Annotated in this window: 17 protein-coding genes; 10 read left to right on the top strand and 7 right to left on the bottom strand. The window is 59.9% G+C overall.

The window, feature by feature from the left end:
• Position 1: 1 nt before the first annotated feature.
• Together PJU76_RS00170 and PJU76_RS00175 are read left to right on the top strand one after the other, a co-directional pair.
• Positions 2-1408 (top strand): sigma-54-dependent transcriptional regulator, encoded by a 1407-nt coding sequence (locus PJU76_RS00170; RefSeq protein ID WP_215850621.1) that lies wholly within the window; start codon positions 2-4, stop codon positions 1406-1408.
• A complete protein-coding gene (locus PJU76_RS00175; protein ID WP_271779967.1) occupies positions 1405-1608 on the top strand; it encodes a hypothetical protein in 204 nt (67 codons plus the stop codon). Before PJU76_RS00170 ends, PJU76_RS00175 begins: the two co-directional genes overlap by 4 nt.
• Positions 1609-1830: 222 nt before the next feature.
• On the opposite strand, the gene PJU76_RS00180 is transcribed toward PJU76_RS00175, so the two are convergent.
• From PJU76_RS00180 to PJU76_RS00190, 3 genes are all read right to left on the bottom strand, one after another.
• On the bottom strand, positions 1831-5667 hold the full coding sequence (locus tag PJU76_RS00180; protein ID WP_271779968.1) for a GH36-type glycosyl hydrolase domain-containing protein: 3837 nt from the start codon (positions 5665-5667) through the stop codon (positions 1831-1833).
• Positions 5668-5773: 106 nt separating this feature from the next.
• Positions 5774-6202, bottom strand: coding sequence for a Spx/MgsR family RNA polymerase-binding regulatory protein (locus PJU76_RS00185; RefSeq protein WP_271779969.1), 429 nt, complete (start codon positions 6200-6202; stop codon positions 5774-5776).
• Positions 6199-7326, bottom strand: a complete 1128-nt coding sequence (locus tag PJU76_RS00190; RefSeq protein WP_271779970.1) for a class I SAM-dependent methyltransferase — start codon at positions 7324-7326, stop codon at positions 6199-6201. Before PJU76_RS00190 ends, PJU76_RS00185 begins: the two co-directional genes overlap by 4 nt.
• Before the next feature lie 9 nt (positions 7327-7335).
• On the opposite strand from PJU76_RS00190, the gene PJU76_RS00195 reads away from it, so the two are divergent.
• Genes PJU76_RS00195 through rimO form a run of 3 tightly spaced genes read left to right on the top strand, consistent with a single transcriptional unit; the run spans position 7336 to position 9802 of the window.
• Entirely contained in the window at positions 7336-8076 is a 741-nt protein-coding gene (locus PJU76_RS00195; protein WP_271779971.1) for a pteridine reductase, read from the top strand.
• A 5-nt stretch (positions 8077-8081) separates the two neighbouring features.
• Positions 8082-8465 carry a NifU family protein gene (locus PJU76_RS00200; RefSeq protein WP_271779972.1) on the top strand — a complete coding sequence of 128 codons (384 nt, stop codon included), beginning with the start codon at positions 8082-8084 and terminating at the stop codon, positions 8463-8465.
• Positions 8462-9802 carry a 30S ribosomal protein S12 methylthiotransferase RimO gene (gene rimO / locus PJU76_RS00205; protein ID WP_271779973.1) on the top strand — a complete coding sequence of 447 codons (1341 nt, stop codon included), beginning with the start codon at positions 8462-8464 and terminating at the stop codon, positions 9800-9802. The genes PJU76_RS00200 and rimO overlap by 4 nt, the downstream gene beginning before the upstream one ends.
• A 16-nt stretch (positions 9803-9818) precedes the next feature.
• On the opposite strand, the gene folB is transcribed toward rimO, so the two are convergent.
• The gene (folB, locus tag PJU76_RS00210; protein ID WP_215849498.1) at positions 9819-10178 is read right to left on the bottom strand and encodes a dihydroneopterin aldolase; all 360 of its coding nucleotides are present in this window, start codon (positions 10176-10178) and stop codon (positions 9819-9821) included.
• A gap of 72 nt (positions 10179-10250) precedes the next feature.
• On the opposite strand from folB, the gene plsY reads away from it, so the two are divergent.
• Positions 10251-10847, top strand: a complete 597-nt coding sequence (gene plsY, locus PJU76_RS00215) for a glycerol-3-phosphate 1-O-acyltransferase PlsY (RefSeq protein ID WP_215860337.1) — start codon at positions 10251-10253, stop codon at positions 10845-10847.
• A gap of 28 nt (positions 10848-10875) precedes the next feature.
• Here the strand turns inward: plsY and tsaD are convergent, their stop codons facing one another.
• The 3 genes from tsaD to PJU76_RS00230 form a co-directional block, all read right to left on the bottom strand.
• Positions 10876-11889: a tRNA (adenosine(37)-N6)-threonylcarbamoyltransferase complex transferase subunit TsaD gene (gene tsaD / locus PJU76_RS00220; protein WP_271779974.1), complete on the bottom strand. Its 1014-nt coding sequence runs from the start codon at positions 11887-11889 to the stop codon at positions 10876-10878.
• On the bottom strand, positions 11886-12719 hold the full coding sequence (locus tag PJU76_RS00225) for a ferritin-like domain-containing protein (RefSeq protein ID WP_271779975.1): 834 nt from the start codon (positions 12717-12719) through the stop codon (positions 11886-11888). The genes tsaD and PJU76_RS00225 overlap by 4 nt, the downstream gene beginning before the upstream one ends.
• A gap of 125 nt (positions 12720-12844) precedes the next feature.
• Positions 12845-14356: an outer membrane protein assembly factor BamB family protein gene (locus PJU76_RS00230; protein ID WP_271779976.1), complete on the bottom strand. Its 1512-nt coding sequence runs from the start codon at positions 14354-14356 to the stop codon at positions 12845-12847.
• A gap of 513 nt (positions 14357-14869) precedes the next feature.
• Here PJU76_RS00230 and PJU76_RS00235 point away from each other — a divergent pair.
• From PJU76_RS00235 to PJU76_RS00250, 4 genes are all read left to right on the top strand, one after another.
• The gene (locus PJU76_RS00235) at positions 14870-15121 is read left to right on the top strand and encodes a type II toxin-antitoxin system Phd/YefM family antitoxin (protein ID WP_035191769.1); all 252 of its coding nucleotides are present in this window, start codon (positions 14870-14872) and stop codon (positions 15119-15121) included.
• Complete coding sequence (locus PJU76_RS00240) at positions 15118-15372, top strand: Txe/YoeB family addiction module toxin (protein WP_065413237.1); 255 nt, start codon at positions 15118-15120, stop codon at positions 15370-15372. The genes PJU76_RS00235 and PJU76_RS00240 overlap by 4 nt, the downstream gene beginning before the upstream one ends.
• Positions 15373-15559: 187 nt before the next feature.
• The gene (locus PJU76_RS00245; RefSeq protein WP_271779977.1) at positions 15560-15805 is read left to right on the top strand and encodes a FitA-like ribbon-helix-helix domain-containing protein; all 246 of its coding nucleotides are present in this window, start codon (positions 15560-15562) and stop codon (positions 15803-15805) included.
• On the top strand, positions 15802-16197 hold the full coding sequence (locus PJU76_RS00250; protein ID WP_271779978.1) for a type II toxin-antitoxin system VapC family toxin: 396 nt from the start codon (positions 15802-15804) through the stop codon (positions 16195-16197). Before PJU76_RS00245 ends, PJU76_RS00250 begins: the two co-directional genes overlap by 4 nt.
• Positions 16198-16224: the final 27 nt, after the last annotated feature.

Raw genomic sequence — 16224 nt, forward strand, 5'->3', positions numbered from 1 at the left:
CATGGAAGAGGCACGATTGAATATTCTGGTGGTGGATGACGAACCCGATATCTGCGCGACACTGGCAGAAATTCTGGAGGATGAAGGCTACAACGTGCAAACCGCGGGGAGTGCGGAAGCCGCCGAAGTGCTGCTGCGCGATCAGATGGTGGACCTCGTCCTTCTCGATATCTGGATGCCGGGTGAGGACGGCGTCAGCCTCTTGCGGCGCTGGGCCGAAGCGGGTCTGGAGCAGCCGGTGGTGATGATGTCCGGGCACGCCACCATCGAAACGGCGGTGCAGGCGACCAAGCTGGGCGCCTATGATTTCATCGAAAAGCCACTGTCCCTGGACAAGACCCTGCTTACCGTCACCCATGCCCTGGAATCCAGTCGCTTGCAGCGCGAGAACCGCGACTTGCGCGCGCAGGCCGGCTGGGTAGAGCGGCCGAGCGGCGAGAGTCCGGCGATCCGCCAGTTTCGCGAGCAGTTGCAGCGGGTGGCAGCGGTGGATTCCTGGGCGCTGCTGCTGGGCGAGCCGGGTAGCGGTAAGGAAGTGGCCGCGCGTTATCTGCACCGGCAAAGCCGACGGGCACAGGGGCCTTTCGTGGATCTGCGGGCCGCCGCCATCGCTCGCCCCAATGTCGCCATTGAGCTCTTCGGCAATGAAGATCATGGCAAACTGACCCGCGGGCGTCTGGAAGTGGCCCATGGCGGTACGCTCTTCATCGACGAAATTGCCGATATGGACCTGGAAACCCAGGCGCGGTTGTTCTCGGCCTTGCAGGAGCGGCGCATCATCCGGGTGGGTGGGACGACGCCCGTGCCCGTGGATGTACGGGTGATCGCCGGAAGCGCACAGGATTTGGCACTGGCAGTGCAGAGCGGGCAGTTTCGCAGCGATCTCTACTACCGGCTCAGTGCCCTGCCCCTGAAGGTGCCGCCGCTGTCCGCGCGGAGTGCGGATATCCCGGCGCTGATAGAAGAGTTTGTACGCTTTTATGGCGCCCGCGATGGCTTGGCGGCGCGCCACTTTGCTCCGGAAACCCTGGATGTGCTGCACCATTATCCCTGGCCGGGCAACGTCCGCGAATTGCAGAATCTGGTGGAGCGCTTACTGATTCTGGCGGAAGGGCCGGAGGTCAGTGCGGAAGAGGTGGAGGGCGCGTTGGGACTGGATAATCGCCTCGTCCTCGTCAACAGTAATTTCGACGGGGAAGATTTTGGCGGTACCCTGAAGCGCGCTCGGGAACGTTTTGAGCGTGCCTTCCTCGAATATCATTTGGCCCGTAATGACTGGAATATCGCGCGGACGGCAGAAGTGGTGGGGCTGGAGCGCACGCACCTGTATCGCAAGCTGAAGAATCTGAGTATTGCCCTGAAGGGCGAACGGCATGCGGGCGAGGATGGGGATGAGGGGGAGGGGTGATCAGTAAGCGCGGTAAACCGCCTGTCAAAATGGTGCCTATCACCGATGAAGCGCTGAATAGTATGTTTGGATATATGAAAGGTACCGTCACCATTCACGGAGATATCGTAGCCCCGTCGGGCGAAGTCTGGTCTGCGGAAAGTGGTGATGAAGACCATTTCTATGCAGGCTTGCGACCCCGCGAGAACAAAAGTCACTAACGCTGTTTTCTATTATCCAAAGTGGAGCATGAACCAATATGGGTCGGGTATCGCCCGGCTTATAAACCGGGCGTGGATTGAAACACTGAACGCGGATCGGCAATACGCGAATTGGATAGTATCATCCAACTTATTAGATTACGAACAGCAAGTCCAGAGAAATGCAATCATGGTACACCGTTCCTCCTAAAGCTGATGACGATAAGTTTCCCAAACATTTATTTAGTCGAGGTAGACGTTGACATTGTGCTCGCGGCGGTCATCCATGAGCGGAATCCTGTCTTGCGGCAATTCAGTGTCATCCAGGGTAATACGCACTACCCGCGCTGATGCGGTGCTATCAGCATGGACGGTGATATGATACAGCGTGTCGCGGTAGCGGTAGTGGACCTTGTAGAATTTCCAGTCCGCCGGGACGCAGGGCGTGATGCGCAGGTGATCAACTTCAAGCGACAGGCCCAGCAAGGTTTCGATCGTTAATCGATACATCCAGCCCGCTGCGCCGGTGTACCAGGTCCAGCCACCACGCCCGACGTGTGGTGCGGCGCCATAAATATCGGCGCAGATAACGTAGGGTTCTACCTTATAGCGGGCGATAGACTCTGCGCTACTTCCGTGATGGACCGGGATGAGCATGTTGAATAATTCCCAGGCCCGCACTTTGTCACCCATCTGGGCAAAAGCTATGGTGGTCCAGACCGCGGCATGGGTATATTGTCCGCCGTTTTCGCGCACACCGGGCACATAGCCTTTGATATAGCCGGGTTCGAGTGCTGACCGGTCGAAGGGTGGGTTAAGCAGCCGGATAAGCTGTGCATCGCGACTCACCAGATGTTTGTCCACCGCCGCCATGGCCTGTTGGGCCCGCAAGGGATCACCCGCACCGGAAAGGACGGCCCAACTCTGGCTGATGGAATCTATTTGGCATTCGTCATTCGCAGCAGAACCAAGGGGCGTACCGTCATCAAAATAAGCCCGCCGATACCAGGCACCGTCCCAGGCATTTTTTTCTACGTTCTCCTGTAATACGGCGGCCTGTTGCAGACAAAGATCAACGATAGCGCTGTCCCCCCGGCTGCGCGCGAGCCCGGCAAACTGCCGCAGATTCTGAATCAGGAACCAGGCCAGCCAGACACTCTCACCCCGACCCTCGTGACCGACCAGATTCATCCCGTCATTCCAGTCGCCACAGCCCATCAGCGGTAAGCCATGGGCACCAAATCGCAAGCCGTTTTTGAGCGCCCGCACGCAATGATCATAGAGGCTGGCGGATTCGGCAGATTGCTGGGGCTGATCGTAGTAAGACTCTTCCTCGGGATTCAGCTCGCGGCCTTCGAGAAAATGAATGGTTTCGTCGAGCACGCCACTATCGCCGGTGGCCGTCACAAAACGACAGGTGGCATAGGGTAACCAGAGATAGCCATCCGAAATATGGGTGCGCACCCCTTGGCCGTGGGGCGGATGCCACCAGTGCTGGACATCCCCCTGATGGAATTGGCGCTCTGCACAACGAATTAGTTGCTCCCGGGCCAGCCATGGTGTGGTGTGAATCAGCGCCATGCTGTCTTGTAATTGATCGCGGAAACCATAAGCCCCGCCCGACTGGTAATAGCCGCTGCGGCCCCAGAGTCTGCTGGAGATGGTCTGGTAGATCAGCCAGCCGTTCGCTAATACGTTCAGTGCGGGATCCGGAGTTTCCACATATATCGTACCTAAGGTCCGGTTCCAGTATTCCCGTACCCCTGCCAAAGCTTGCCGCGCACGCTCCCTACCGGCGAAGCGGTCTGTATATTGCCGCGCTTCGTCGGTACTGGCTGCCGTACCAAAAACAAACACGATCTCGCACTCCGTGCCTTCAGCCAGATGAGTCGGCGTTTGTATGGCGGCGCAGGGATCAAGGCCCGCCCCTGTTTTACCTGATAATCGGTTGCGATACAGTGCCGCAGGCTTGGCAAGCGTACCATTACGGCCGATAAACTCGCTGCGGTTGCCGGTGATTGTACGCTCCTGTTCACTGGTCTGAACGAAAACGACCCGATGCCCGCATTCGCGGCCATAGTCATTGTGGGCATACAGCGCACCGTTGCGCAGATCGCTTTCGGTGACGATATGCATCATATTGGCATGGCGCCACTCGCCGAGCACCAGTTCCCAGTATGCCGTCAGCGAAAGCCGCCGCGGGCGCTTGGAATGGTTGCGCAGTTTGACCACCACGAATTTCACCGGCGCGTCCATCGCGACGTAGGTGGTCATTTCTGAAGAAATCCCCGACTCGTAATGTTCAAAAACGGTGTATCCAAATCCGTGGCGGCATACATATCCGGACTGACCGCAGGCGGGTAGTGGAGAGGGGGACCAAAACGCCCCCGTGTCTTCGTCGCGGATATACAGGGCCTCGCCGCTACTATCACTCAGGGGATCGTTGTGCCATGTGGTCAGACGGAATTCATGGGCGTTTTCGACCCAGGTATAGGCGCCGCCGCTCTCGCTGATGACGGTGCCGATATGCGGACTGGCAATCACATTGACCCAAGGGGCGGGCGTACTTTGGCCCGGCTCCAGACTGATGACGTATTCACGTCCATCGGTCGTGAATCCACCCAATCCGTTGAAAAAAATACGTTCACGCGGAAGCAGCGGCTGTATGATCTCGGTGGCGGGGGGTGGCCGCGGGTTCAGCGGGGCAGGGAAGCGATCCCCGGATACCCGCCGTTCCACCTGCTCCAACAGGGAGTCGGTGCTGTCGGTGAGGATAATGCGCGCGACGGTCTGGAACAGCACGCGATCCTCTTCGGAAAGTTCTTCGGCGCGGCGTACAAAGACGCCACCGGGTTTGTCGATGACTTGCCCTTCCGGACCTGTGTGAATCAAGCCCATAATCTGGTCTTGTAGCGTGGCCCGGTAACTGGTGAAATCTTCGTTGACGATCACCAGATCGGCCGCCAGTCCTTGCAGTCGCCAATAGGCATGGGCCTGCAGTATTTGCTTTACCAGATTAAGGCGATTTAATTGACTGACGCGCAGCAGCACAATCGGCAAATCACCCGATATCCCGAAGCGCCACAGGCCGGACTGCCCTAACTGATTACGGGCAATCACGCTGGGCGTGGCCCGGCGCAGGGCGCTGGCGTAGACCACGGAATTGGCGAGGCGGCCGTACACCTGGGCATCGGCTTCACTGGCGCGCAGATGACGGAGCACTTCCTGGCTCTGGAACCAGGCCATTTCAAAAGCGCGTTCCACCGGATGACGATCGCTATACTTCTCCAGCAGGGCGATGGCCGCCGCCCGGGTATCGGCAAGTCCGGAAATGATCTGCACCGTCGCGGACTCGTCTACGCCAAGCGTTAGCATACGCCGGATGGCCACAATGGGGTCTAATACGGAACCCTCGCTATTCGATAAGGTAGTCTGTTGTAGTCTATCGAAGACGCGCGGATGCTCGACGGTACGACCACGGCCGATGAACTGTGCGCGATCGGTTTCATAAGATGCTGCACCGGCGGCAACCCCGGGAGCCGCAAACAGATGGAACATCCAAGGTGTTTGTTCGTCCGGTGAGCGGCGACGTCGGGTACAGAGAATCGCATTGTGCTCTGCCAGAATTTCGGTCTGAACGAACAGGTTGCTAAATGCGCGGTGAGCAAGGTCGGCATTCGGCGGCGCGAGGACAAGCTCGGTATAACTCGTTAACTCTATCTGACGAATGCGCGGGGAGATATTGGTAAGCGTCACGCGGCGGATCTCCACATCGTCTTCTGGCGCAACGGCGACTTCCATATAGCTCTCTATCATCTGATCGCGGCGACGGTATTCCGCTCGCGCCTGGACGAAAATCGCCTCATAGTGATCGGCTTTGCTTCGGGTGGGTTGATAGCTTGTCGACCAGAAGTGTCCGGAATGATGATCACGCAGATAAATGAAGGTTCCCCAGTTATCTACGGCGGTATCCTCGCGCCAGCGATTCACGGCGAGACCGCCACGATGGCTGTAGCCGCTGCCGGCGTGGTTGATCATGACGTGGTAGCGGCCATTAGACAGAAGGTGGACTTCTGGCATGGACGTATCCGGATTGGTGTATGCGCGCATAATCGCGGCTATGACGCCCTCCTCGGAATAACTTGACGACACATCAGAGCTCGTATTCCCCTACCGCTGGAATTCTTCATTGGCCTGTTTCTTCTCTTTGGGCGACATCGCCGGCCGCTTCTTGGTTTCTTTGATGATGACGGCTTCGATATGCATCGCCTAATGCCTGCGCCCACGCCTCCACATCAAAACCCAGCAGGCCCTGATCACCGTTGGTCAATATGGGTCGACGGATCAGGCTGGGGTGTGTTTCCATCAGTTTAAGTGCGGATTCGGCATCCACGACGATCTCCCGTTCATGCTCTGGTAAGCGTCGCCAGGTAGTCCCCTTGCGATTGATGAGGACTTCCCAGTCCCAGTGCTCCAGCCAATGGCGGAGTTCCGCCATTGGCACCCCGGCCTTTTTGTAATCGTGAAAGCTGTACTCCAGCCCATGGCTGTCCAGCCAGGCGAAGGCTTTTTTCATGGTATCGCAGTGGCGAATGCCGTAAATCTGAATGGTCATACGTTCTCCCGCTTTTTCAGAATCAACACCTTGAAGCTCTCGCCCATTTCCTGCGGCAGGGTGAGCCGTTTGATCTCATTATTCAGGGCGAATATGCCGTCGTCACCCACCTGCGCGCAAAGGGCGCCATACACCTCGGTCAGACCATGCTCTATCAGAAAGCGGGCGAGATTACCGTAAAAGGCCACTTCCAGCCCTGTCTCCACCGCAGCGGTCATCAGCGCGGTAAAATCCACGTGGGCGGTGAGGTCGCAGAGGCCTGGCAGATAAAAGGGATCGTCCAGCCAGTGGTGGCGATAGTAGGCGCGCAGGCTGCCCATCTGCCGCTGCGGGTGATAAAACTCTGCGGCCTCGTGCCCGTAATCAATCAGAAGGATGGCACCGGAGTCCAGACGGGCGGCGACCTCGCGCAGCCAGGATTCGGCGGTGAGATTGATCTCCGTCCGATAGGGCCGGGGCCAATGCGTTACATAAGGCGCCAGGCGCGCCGCCAGCGGCGCAGGGACTGGCGGTGGCAACAGCGCCCACTCCAGTGCCTCGCCATTCCAGCGCACACCGCATTCGTGCAACTGTCCGAAGGCGTCCAACTCCAGCACCTGCACCGGCATGGCGTCCAGCACTTCGTGGGCGAGCAGCACGCCGCGCCAATGTTCCGGCAGCGTTTGCCGATGCTGAATGCCGGGCACGGCCGCGTGTTGCCGCGCCTGCAAATCGGGGCTGGGTTCGAGCAGGGTATAGGGTGTGTCCGGCAAAATTTCCCGGATCTGGCCAGCCAGTGCGCCGCTCCCGCCGCCAAATTCCAGAATGCCGTCCGGCCCCAGATCGGGTTGCAGGGTCCGGGCCAGCACGGCGGCCAGCACCCGTCCCATTTCCGGTGCCGTGACGAAGTCGCCCGCCGCACCGAAGCGGGTCTGCCCCGCCATGTAGTAGCCCAGCCCCGGCGTGTAGAGAGCGAGCTCCATATAACGACGGAAGGAGATCATCCCACCGGCGGCATCGATTTCCTGCCGGATATGGGTCAGCAAGGCCGCCGAGTGGACCAGCGCATCGGCGTCCGGGACGGGCAGACGTGTCTTGCGCCCCCCGTGAGAATGGGTTAAAAAATCGGGACGCTCTACGCGCATGGACACCTCTTGAAAGCTACCGGAAAAGTCGTTCTCATCACTGGCGCCGCCCGCAGGGTGGGCGCCGCCATTGCCCGCCAGCTCGCGGCGGAGGGCTGCCAGCTCGCCCTGCATTATAAGCGATCCGCAGCAGAGGCCGAAGCTCTGGTGCAGGATCTGCGCATGCAGTATGGCACCGAAGCCTTCCTGATCGCCGGCGATCTCAGCGAGACGGAAACCCCCGCTCGCTTGATAGATGCGACTATTGAATATTTTGGCCATCTCGATGGCCTCGTCAACAACGCTTCGTTGTACTCCCCTGCCCTTTTTGGCGAAATCACGTCTGACGACTGGGCGGCGATGGAGGCCGTGCATCTGCGCGCGCCCCTTTTCCTGACGCAGGCGGCCGCGCCTCATTTGCGGAAAAGCGGCGGTGCCGTCGTCAACATCGGCGATATCCACGCCGAAATTCCCCTGCGCGGCTACCTGCCCTACAGTGTCACGAAGGCGGGTCTGCTGGCCCTCACCCGCGCCCTCGCCAAAGAACTGGGGCCGGAGATCCGCGTCAACAGCGTCTCGCCCGGCGTGGTGCTCTGGGCCGAGGATAAAGACCCGCCCGATGGCGACCAGCAGGGACTCATCGAGCGCAACGCCCTGAAGCGTGTCGGCAATCCCCAGGATATTGCCGGCGCTGTCCGTTATCTGCTCTTCGATGCTCCTTATGTCACCGGCCACAATCTCGTCGTCGATGGCGGCCGCATGTTATATTGACGGCCATGAGCGCAACCGCAAAATCCCCCATCCGCTTTTACAGCGAAGACGAACTGGACGCCCTGGAGGCGGAAGACCCCCTCGCCGCGGCCAAAATCGCCCACGCCCAGGCAATGGCCGAGCGCGGCCTTGATCGCCGTCGGCGCTACGGGTCCGACGACCCCATGCCCGAACCCGCGGCCGTGGCGGAAGCGGTGCAGGCCGTGCGCCACATTCTCAACCGCGATGGCGGCGATATCGAACTGGTGGAAATCATCGAACGCGATGTGCGGGTCCGCATGAAAGGCGCCTGCGCGGGCTGCCCCAACGCCGTCATCGATCTCAAACAGGTGGTCGAGCGTATCGTCGGCGCGGTGCCGGGAGTGGTCAGCGTGAGCAACACCTTTTGAAGGCGGACGCGAATACGCCGTCTAAAGTCGGCTTCGTCAGCCTCGGTTGCCCCAAGGCCACGGTGGACAGCGAGCGCATCCTCACCCAGTTGCGGGCCGAGGGTTACCTGCTGGTGGGGGATTACGCCAGTGCCGACGTGGTGGTCGTCAATACCTGCGGCTTTATCGACGCGGCGGTGGCGGAATCGCTGGAGGCCATCGGCGAGGCGCTGGAGGAGAACGGCAAAGTAGTGGTCACCGGTTGCCTGGGTGCCCGCGAGGGCGGCGACTTTGTGCGCGGCGCCCATCCCAAGGTGCTTGCCGTCACCGGCCCCAACCAGGCCAGTGCGGTGCTCGACGCGATCCATGCGGCGCTCCCTCCGGCCCACGATCCCTTCACCGATCTGGTCCCGCCCCAGGGCCTGCGCCTGACGCCGCCCCACTACGCCTACCTCAAAATCTCCGAGGGCTGCAATCAGTCGTGCAGCTTTTGCATCATTCCCAGCATGCGCGGCAAGCTGGTCAGCCGCGAGCCGGACGATATTCTGCGCGAGGCCGAGGCGCTGGTGGCCGGTGGTGTCAAAGAATTGCTGGTGATTTCCCAGGACACCGGCGCTTACGGGGTGGACCGCAAATACCGCACCGCTTTTCACGACGGTCGCCCGCTCAAAACCCGCATCACCGATCTCTGCGCGGCCCTGGGCGACCTCGGCGCCTGGGTGCGTCTGCACTACGTCTACCCCTACCCGCACATTGACGAACTCCTGCCTCTGATGGCGGTGGGCAAAATTCTGCCCTACCTGGATGTGCCCCTGCAGCACGGTAGTCCGCGCATCCTCAAGGCCATGCGCCGTCCCGCCGCCGCCGAAAAAACCATCGACCGGATTCTCGGCTGGCGCCGGATCGTGCCTGATCTGACCATCCGCAGCACCTTCATCGTCGGCTTCCCAGGCGAAACCGATGCGGACTTTGCGGAGCTGCTGGATTTTCTGCGGGCGGCGGAACTGGACCGGGTGGGCTGCTTCGCCTATTCGCCAGTAGAAGGTGCGCCCGCCAACGCGCTCGCCGGAGCGGTGCCGGAGTCGCTCAAAGAAGAGCGCCGCGCCGAATTCATGGCCGTGCAGGAAGCCATCAGCCGTGGGCGGCTACAACGCCGGGTGGGTCGGCGTCAGCGGGTGTTGGTGGATGCAGTGGGCCGGGGCGGCAAGGTGATCGCCCGCTCCGCCAGCGATGCCCCGGAGATCGACGGCGTGGTCCATCTGGGCAGAGCGGCGGGATTGCAGGTCGGGGACTGGGTGGAGGTGGAGATCACCCGGGCGGATGCCCATGATCTGTATGGGGTGTTGGTGTCGGCCTGATCGGGCCTTTGGTCGCTCAGGGCAGACGATCGCCCCGCTCGATCCGCACCCCCACATCCCGTGTGCCGCGCACGGCGGCGGGTTTGTGCACCGTCACCTGCACCCAGGCCGCGCCGAATTCACTGCGAATGATGTCCGCGATCTGCTCGGCCAGGGTTTCCACCAGTTCCACTTCCGATGCTGAAATATGGGCGACCAGACGCTGGCAGATGGTCTGGTAGTTGATGGTGCTTTCCACCTTGTCCGTCTGGGCCGCAGCCCGCACATCGGCGGCAATGTCCAGATCGACGAGTACCGTCTGGTTGACCTCGCGTTCCCAGTCGTAGATGCCGATACGGGTATCTACCTTCAGTTCACGTACAAAAAGAATATCCATGGTTATCCCGAAAAAAGCGACAATCCGCCGCGGCTCAGCTTATAATAAACAATTTTCCGACTAAAGCACCGCATGTCACTTCTTCTGGATGTTGTCCTCACCGGCGGCGGATATCTCGTCGGTTCCATCGCCACCGCCATTCTGGTGGCGCGTGCCTTGGGTCTCGGCGACCCGCGCCTGTCCGGATCGGGCAATCCGGGCGCCACCAACATCCTGCGCATCGGTGGCAGAAAGGCCGCTTTGCTGACTTTGCTCGGAGACTTGATCAAGGGCGTCGTCCCCATCGTCATCGCCCGCCTGCTCGGGCTGGAGGACTGGGCGCTGGCCGCCGTGGCCCTCGCCACCTTTCTCGGCCATCTCTATCCGGTGTTTTTTGGTTTTCGCGGCGGCAAAGGGGTCGCCACGGCGCTGGGTATTCTGCTGGCGCTCCTACCGGTGCTGGGCTTGTCGGTATTGGGCCTGTGGATACTGGTGTTCGCGGTGACGCGCGTTTCGTCCATGGCGGCGCTGCTGGCGGCGATCGGCGCGGTGCCCATCGTCTTTGCGGTATCTTCTGAGACGAGTATGCGGGTGCTCATCATGGTGCTGGTACCGCTGATCCTCTGGCGGCACCGCAGCAATATCCGTCGTCTGCTGGACGGCAGCGAAAGCCCCTTCAAAAAGCGTTAACGCCTTTCAGTCCTTAATGACTGGTTCATCAAGGCTGCTCCGCCTCCTCCGCCAGGGACCAGCGCGCCCGCACCGGGAAATCCGCGGTGGCCGGCTGGACCCGCTCCGTGTGCAATGCGCCGGTCAGGGCGATCATCGCCGCGTTATCGGTGCAATGAGCAAGGTCGGCGATAAAGACTTCGATCCCGTCCGACTCCAGCCCGTTCAGCGCAGCCCGCAACGCCCGGTTGGCGCCGACCCCCCCCGCCACGATCAGACGCCTCAACCCGGTCCGCTGCAGGGCGCGCTGGCATTTCCTGAACAGCGTTTCCACCACCGCCGACTGAAAACTGGCGGCCAGGTCAGCCCGCTTTTGCTCATCGTCGGGCGCGATGGGCATGGCGGCCAGGCGGAAGGCCGTTTTCAGACCGCTGAAGCTGAAATCCAGTCCCGGCCGGTCCAGCAGTGGCCGGGGCAGGCGAAAGGCCTGGGCATCTCCGCCCTCCGCCAGTGCCGCCAGCGCCGGCCCACCGGGATAGCCGAGACCCAACATCTTGGCTGTCTTGTCGAAGGCTTCACCGGCCGCATCGTCCAGCGTTTCCCCTAACAAAACATAGTCGCCGATGCCCCGGACTTCCACCAGCATCGTATGCCCACCGGAAACCAGCAGAGCCACCGCCGGGAAGGGGTCCACACCATTCAGTAGCGGAGCCAGCAGATGGCCTTCCAGATGATGCACGGGAATCACCGGAATATCCCAGCCCATGGCGAGACCCCGGGCAAAACTCACCCCCACCAGCAGGGCGCCGATGAGTCCCGGTCCGGCGGTGACCGCGATGGCGTCAGGACGCTGCCCGCCGGTCTGCGCCAGCAGTTCGTCGAGCAGCAGGGGCAGGCGGCGCACATGATCGCGTGACGCCAGTTCCGGTACGACGCCGCCATAGGGCGCATGCAGGGCAATCTGGCTGAACAGCACTTCGCCGAGCAGGCCACGCTGGCGGTCATAGAGGGCGAGCCCCGTTTCATCGCAGGAGCTTTCAATACCCAGTATCCGCTCAATCATGGCGCACCCCCCGGCTTTGTGGCGGCGGGTTGTCCGATGCGGCGCTGCAGCCAGTCCAGCTCCGGCTCCGAAAAGCCCGCCGTCCGCCGCGCCGTCAACGCCAGCGGCCCCTGAATCCGTCCCCGGTAACGCTGCTGCAGGAGTGTCATGAAGGTACTGTCCGGCTCCAGCCCGCGTTGTGCACAGAGGTAGCGAAACCAGCGGCTGCCCACCGCCACATGTCCGCACTCATCGCTTTCAATACGCGCCAGCACGGCGGCCGCTTCCGCATCCCCTGCGGCCAGCAGCCGCTCGCGCATGGCCGGGGTGACATCCAGTCCCCGCGCCTCCAGCACCCGTGGCACCAGCGCCATGCGCTCCAGCGGGTCCGCCGCCGTGTCTAGAGCCATTTCCCAGAGACCATCGTGGGCGGGCAGATCGCCATAGTCACCGCCGAGGCGCTGCAACTGTTGACGCAGGAGGACGAAATGCTCCGCCTCTTCCTGCGCCACCCGCAACCAGTCGCGGTAAAAATCCTCAGGAAGACCGGGGAAGCGATAGAGGGCATCCAGAGCCAGGTTGATGGCATTGAATTCGATGTGCGCCAGGGCGTGCAGCAAGGCGAAGCGGCCTGCCTGCGTATGCAGGGCGCGGCGTTTGGGCAAGTCTTTGGGACCCACCAGCAGGGGATAGGTTGGTCGCCCCGGTATGGCGGAAAGCGGTGGGGCCGAGACTTCCGGCATGGGCGCCAGCGGCCAGCGCAAAGCCCGCACTTGCTCTACTTTTTGTTGTGGATCAGCAGCATAAAGGGCCGCTCCCACAGCGGCCCAAGCCTGTGTATCTGACTGCATATCAGTCCCTCATCGCTCCGTCACGACCTTCGCCAGCCCGGCTGAGCCAGTCCACAACCACGAAAGAGGAAGAAGTATAGCAGGGTATGGGTGATTTCCTGCTTTCCTGCGCAATACTCCCCGAGCTACGACGGATGGGCGTTGAATTGCGGATTCACGTCATGAACGGGGACGGCGTTGATCCAGTCCCAAGAGTTGCCCAGATATATGGTGCCACCGACTATGGTCGGGTTGACGATGCCAAAACGCCCACCGACCTTGTATTGATGGATCATCTTCCCGTTCTTCGGATCGATGGCATAAATATCCGGTCCCGTGGAAATATACAGGGTATGGTCATAGTAGGTCGGCGCGCCGCGGCCGGCGCCCGCCGGGCCGGGGTTGGGCACATGCCAGGTCCACGCCACTTTACCGGTATGCAAGTCAATGGCTTCATAAGCGGACGTGACCGGTGAACCCACATAGACCATATGATCATGAATCATAGGCACGCCCCCCTTGAATGCCGGAACTCTTGGTCCGCGTCCCATGTCATCGGTCCACAGAACCTTGCCATTACGCGCATCGAAGGCTCGCACCAGGGTGGTCATGGTGGGTTTACCCTGGATCATCTGCGGATTTGCCACCGAATCCATCACCACGATGCCATCCGCCACAGCGGGCGGCACATCCCCCATGCCCGTATTCACGGCACCGGGAATTTCACCTTTCCATAATACCTTGCCCGTCTGCACATTCAGGGCATACAGACCAGGAATGACGGACATGGAGACGTAGACTTTTCCATCCCACACGATGGGGCTGGACATGTTGGCGATACCGCCGACATGGGTACGCCACATTTTCCGGCCATCCGCTGAACGGATGCGATAAATGTTGCCATCTCCGGTGCTGATGAAGAGGGAATGATCGGCGTAGGCTGGGGTCGGCATGGCGTCACCAGCGGTTTTGAAACTCCAGAGCAGTTTACCGTTGGTCCGGTCCAGACAGAATATCCCGTTGTAGCTGATGTCCTTGCCGCGCCCCGCTTTGGCCGGGTGCTTGGCGTATTCCATCACGTTGGCGAAGTTAAAGGATACGCTTCCGGCAGACAGGTACACATGCGTGCCGACCACCAGCGGATTGCCCATCAGCGTATTGGCGACCGGGCTGGTTCTCCAGATCAGTTTGCCCGTCCGCGCATTGACGGCATAGGCGAACATGTCATCGCTCTCGGCGTACACCACGCCCTTGACGACAGAGACCCCGAGCGCATTACCGTAAAACTGGGTCTGCACCGGCAGGGCCTCTTTGATGCCATAGACCTTTTCCCCATAAGGATGCGGGTCGCCCAACGGCCAGGCCCGGGCCTCCGGGAAATTCCAGCGTACACCCTCACGAATCCAGGCCGGTGCGCTGGCGGCAACCGGAAAGGCGGCATTATGTTGCGGGTTGCCATAGGCATGGGTCCACGCCGTGGGACCGACCTGATCGACGGGTGCGGGGGCATTTTGCGGCAGGTACAGGACAGCAAAGGGGCTCTGCGGATCTAACGCGCTGTTGACCGGGTCCAGCGGGACCGTAGCGGTCTGCGCCCAGGCCGTGCCGGATATTAAAATACATATTGCGGATAAAACGACAGCTTTGCGGATTTTCATTTTATCTCCTCAAGAATGGGAAGCACCTGCGTACAGTTAAAAATTCATCGATCAGAAATGAATCATATAACCAATTAATAAATGGTTATTAATCATGCAGTAATCGCACATTAGGCAGATCAATTGATCCCGTCAATGCTAAAAATTGTAACATGATGAAACCGCGTTACAATTAGTTACATAGAATTATAAAAAATCACCATATAATGCATTATATGGTGATTCCGCGTTATACGGATTCGTAGGGCGCATTATTTTTGGCGCGTCCCGCTTGAACGAGAGGTTGGACTGGGTAGCGACTCAACAAGAAGCCAGAATTTCCTCTTCAGGTTTATTTTCTTTTAATTGCGAGTGGCTTTCCTGCTTGGAATGTGGGCATGAACCAAAGCCAACGCCCACCGAATTTAGAACGTTGAGTTGGGCACACCAGGCGGTTGCGGGCGTCTGCACCGTCGCGCTAGACAGGCTGCCGCAAAAGATGTACAGTAACGCGTACATATTTGGAGGCTTGTTATGGATGCGATTACCTATACCACCGTTCGTGCAAACCTCGCCAGCGCCATGGACCGCGTTTGCGACGACCACGAACCCTTGATCATTACCCGCAATGGCGAACAGTCCGTCGTGATGCTCTCGCTCGAAGACTACAAGGCGCTGGAGGAAACCGCCTACCTCTTGCGTACCCCCGCCAACGCCAAGCGCCTTCTCGCTGCCGTCGCACAACTGAACGCCGGTAAAGGTGTTGAGCGGAAGCTGGCGAAGTGAGGCTGATCTTCTCTGACGATGCATGGGAAGACTACCTATATTGGCAGAAGCAAGACAAGCGCATGGTCGAGCGAATCAATAAGCTGATACGTGAGACACAGCGTGAACCCTTCGCTGGAGTTGGCAAACCCGAAGCACTGAAGCATGCTCTTTCAGGATTTTGGTCACGCCGTATTACAGATGAGCATCGCATGGTGTATCGAATAGAAGGTGATGCATTGATGATTGCTCAGTTGCGTTTCCACTACTGAGACGCCCAATCGGGATAGGTCCACCGCGCGTGAGTTGGGCGCGGATGCCCGGCGCACACGTTCAAGTTCAGGGGCGCGGCCTTATCGCGCAGTATCCCCTGCAAGCCGGGTTAGTCCGCAGATTGGCAAGCTGCACGGCAGACTGTATATTGGAACCGTTATGGTGCCATTATGGTTGGAGAAAGCCATGCCTACAACGCTGACGTTGAAGAACATTCCGGACGAAGTGTATGAACGCCTGAAGGCTGCAGCGGAAGCGCACCGTCGCAGCCTCAACAGTGAGGCGATTGTGTGCCTTGAGACCGTGCTTACGCCGACCAAGATAACTCCCAGCGAACGGCTTGCGCGTGCGCGCCAGCTAAGGGCGGGGTTGAGCACAACGAAGTTTCGAGCGCGCGACATTGACACCCTGAAGAGGCAGGGACGTCCATGATTGTCGTGGACTCGAATGTGCTGGCGTATTTGTATCTGCCTGGCGAGTACACCTCGGTCGCAGAAGCCCTGTTCGAACACGATCCAAATTGGGCTGCGCCGGTTCTTTGGCGAAGTGAATTTCGAAACATCCTGGCTGGGTACCTTAGACGCGGAAGCCTGACGTTCCAGCAAGTGCAAAGCCTCCAGGGTGAGGCAGAAGATTGGCTCGCTGGAGCCGAATACGAAGTGGACTCGCTCAGTGTCTTGGAACTGGTGCGGGATAGCGAATGTTCAGCATATGACTGCGAGTTTGTCGCACTAGCGATGAAACTGGGCACGAAGCTTGTAACGATGGACGGTAAGTTGTTACGAGCGTTTCCAGGCATCGCGGTCGCGCTTTCTGCAGACTAACGTTTTAGGTGAGGGTGCCTCGCGACA

It is taken from the genome of Acidithiobacillus ferriphilus, from assembly GCF_028215975.1.
Lineage (GTDB): Bacteria > Pseudomonadota > Gammaproteobacteria > Acidithiobacillales > Acidithiobacillaceae > Acidithiobacillus > Acidithiobacillus ferriphilus.

Excerpts from the sequence above, each read along its gene's own strand:
- PJU76_RS00170 (WP_215850621.1), top strand. The coding sequence starts at position 2 with ATGGAAGAGGCACGATTGAATATTCTGGTGGTGGATGACGAACCCGAT.
- PJU76_RS00180 (WP_271779968.1), bottom strand. The coding sequence starts at position 5,667 with ATGCCAGAAGTCCACCTTCTGTCTAATGGCCGCTACCACGTCATGATC.
- PJU76_RS00185 (WP_271779969.1), bottom strand. The coding sequence starts at position 6,202 with ATGACCATTCAGATTTACGGCATTCGCCACTGCGATACCATGAAAAAA.
- PJU76_RS00190 (WP_271779970.1), bottom strand. The coding sequence starts at position 7,326 with ATGCGCGTAGAGCGTCCCGATTTTTTAACCCATTCTCACGGGGGGCGC.
- PJU76_RS00200 (WP_271779972.1), top strand. The coding sequence starts at position 8,082 with ATGAGCGCAACCGCAAAATCCCCCATCCGCTTTTACAGCGAAGACGAA.
- folB (WP_215849498.1), bottom strand. The coding sequence starts at position 10,178 with ATGGATATTCTTTTTGTACGTGAACTGAAGGTAGATACCCGTATCGGC.
- plsY (WP_215860337.1), top strand. The coding sequence starts at position 10,251 with ATGTCACTTCTTCTGGATGTTGTCCTCACCGGCGGCGGATATCTCGTC.
- tsaD (WP_271779974.1), bottom strand. The coding sequence starts at position 11,889 with ATGATTGAGCGGATACTGGGTATTGAAAGCTCCTGCGATGAAACGGGG.
- PJU76_RS00225 (WP_271779975.1), bottom strand. The coding sequence starts at position 12,719 with ATGCAGTCAGATACACAGGCTTGGGCCGCTGTGGGAGCGGCCCTTTAT.
- PJU76_RS00230 (WP_271779976.1), bottom strand. The coding sequence starts at position 14,356 with ATGAAAATCCGCAAAGCTGTCGTTTTATCCGCAATATGTATTTTAATA.
- PJU76_RS00235 (WP_035191769.1), top strand. The coding sequence starts at position 14,870 with ATGGATGCGATTACCTATACCACCGTTCGTGCAAACCTCGCCAGCGCC.
- PJU76_RS00245 (WP_271779977.1), top strand. The coding sequence starts at position 15,560 with ATGCCTACAACGCTGACGTTGAAGAACATTCCGGACGAAGTGTATGAA.
- PJU76_RS00250 (WP_271779978.1), top strand. The coding sequence starts at position 15,802 with ATGATTGTCGTGGACTCGAATGTGCTGGCGTATTTGTATCTGCCTGGC.